The sequence below is a fragment of the Chitinimonas violaceus genome (assembly GCF_052601015.1).
Window position 1 is genome coordinate 1 of sequence record NZ_JBQXDJ010000302.1, and the last position, 253, is coordinate 253.

A 253-nucleotide genomic window follows, 5' to 3' on the forward strand; every position below is an offset into this window, starting at 1 on the left:
GTATCGCTACCGGCATTTGGTCGAGAACGCCTTTGCGAGGCTGAAGCATTACCGTGCAGTGGCGTTCCGGTTCGACAAACTGAAACGGAACTATGAAAGCATGGTTGCCATGGCCTGTGGGTTTCTAGTAAATGCCCGGAGGCCAGCATCTATCGCCGTCGCTGGACAGTGTCCAAGCTGATTGACTCCTTATTATCGGAGTTCAGTCATGCTTGCAGTCCCCCAGCGCGCTTTTGTTGCCAACCAGCCCGTC

General features: G+C 54.5%; 1 pseudogene. It reads left to right on the plus strand.

The window, feature by feature from the left end:
* Positions 1-181 (plus strand): annotated as a pseudogene (locus ACUHMQ_RS21390) (hypothetical protein); the annotation flags it as partial.
* Positions 182-253 lie beyond the last annotated feature (72 nt).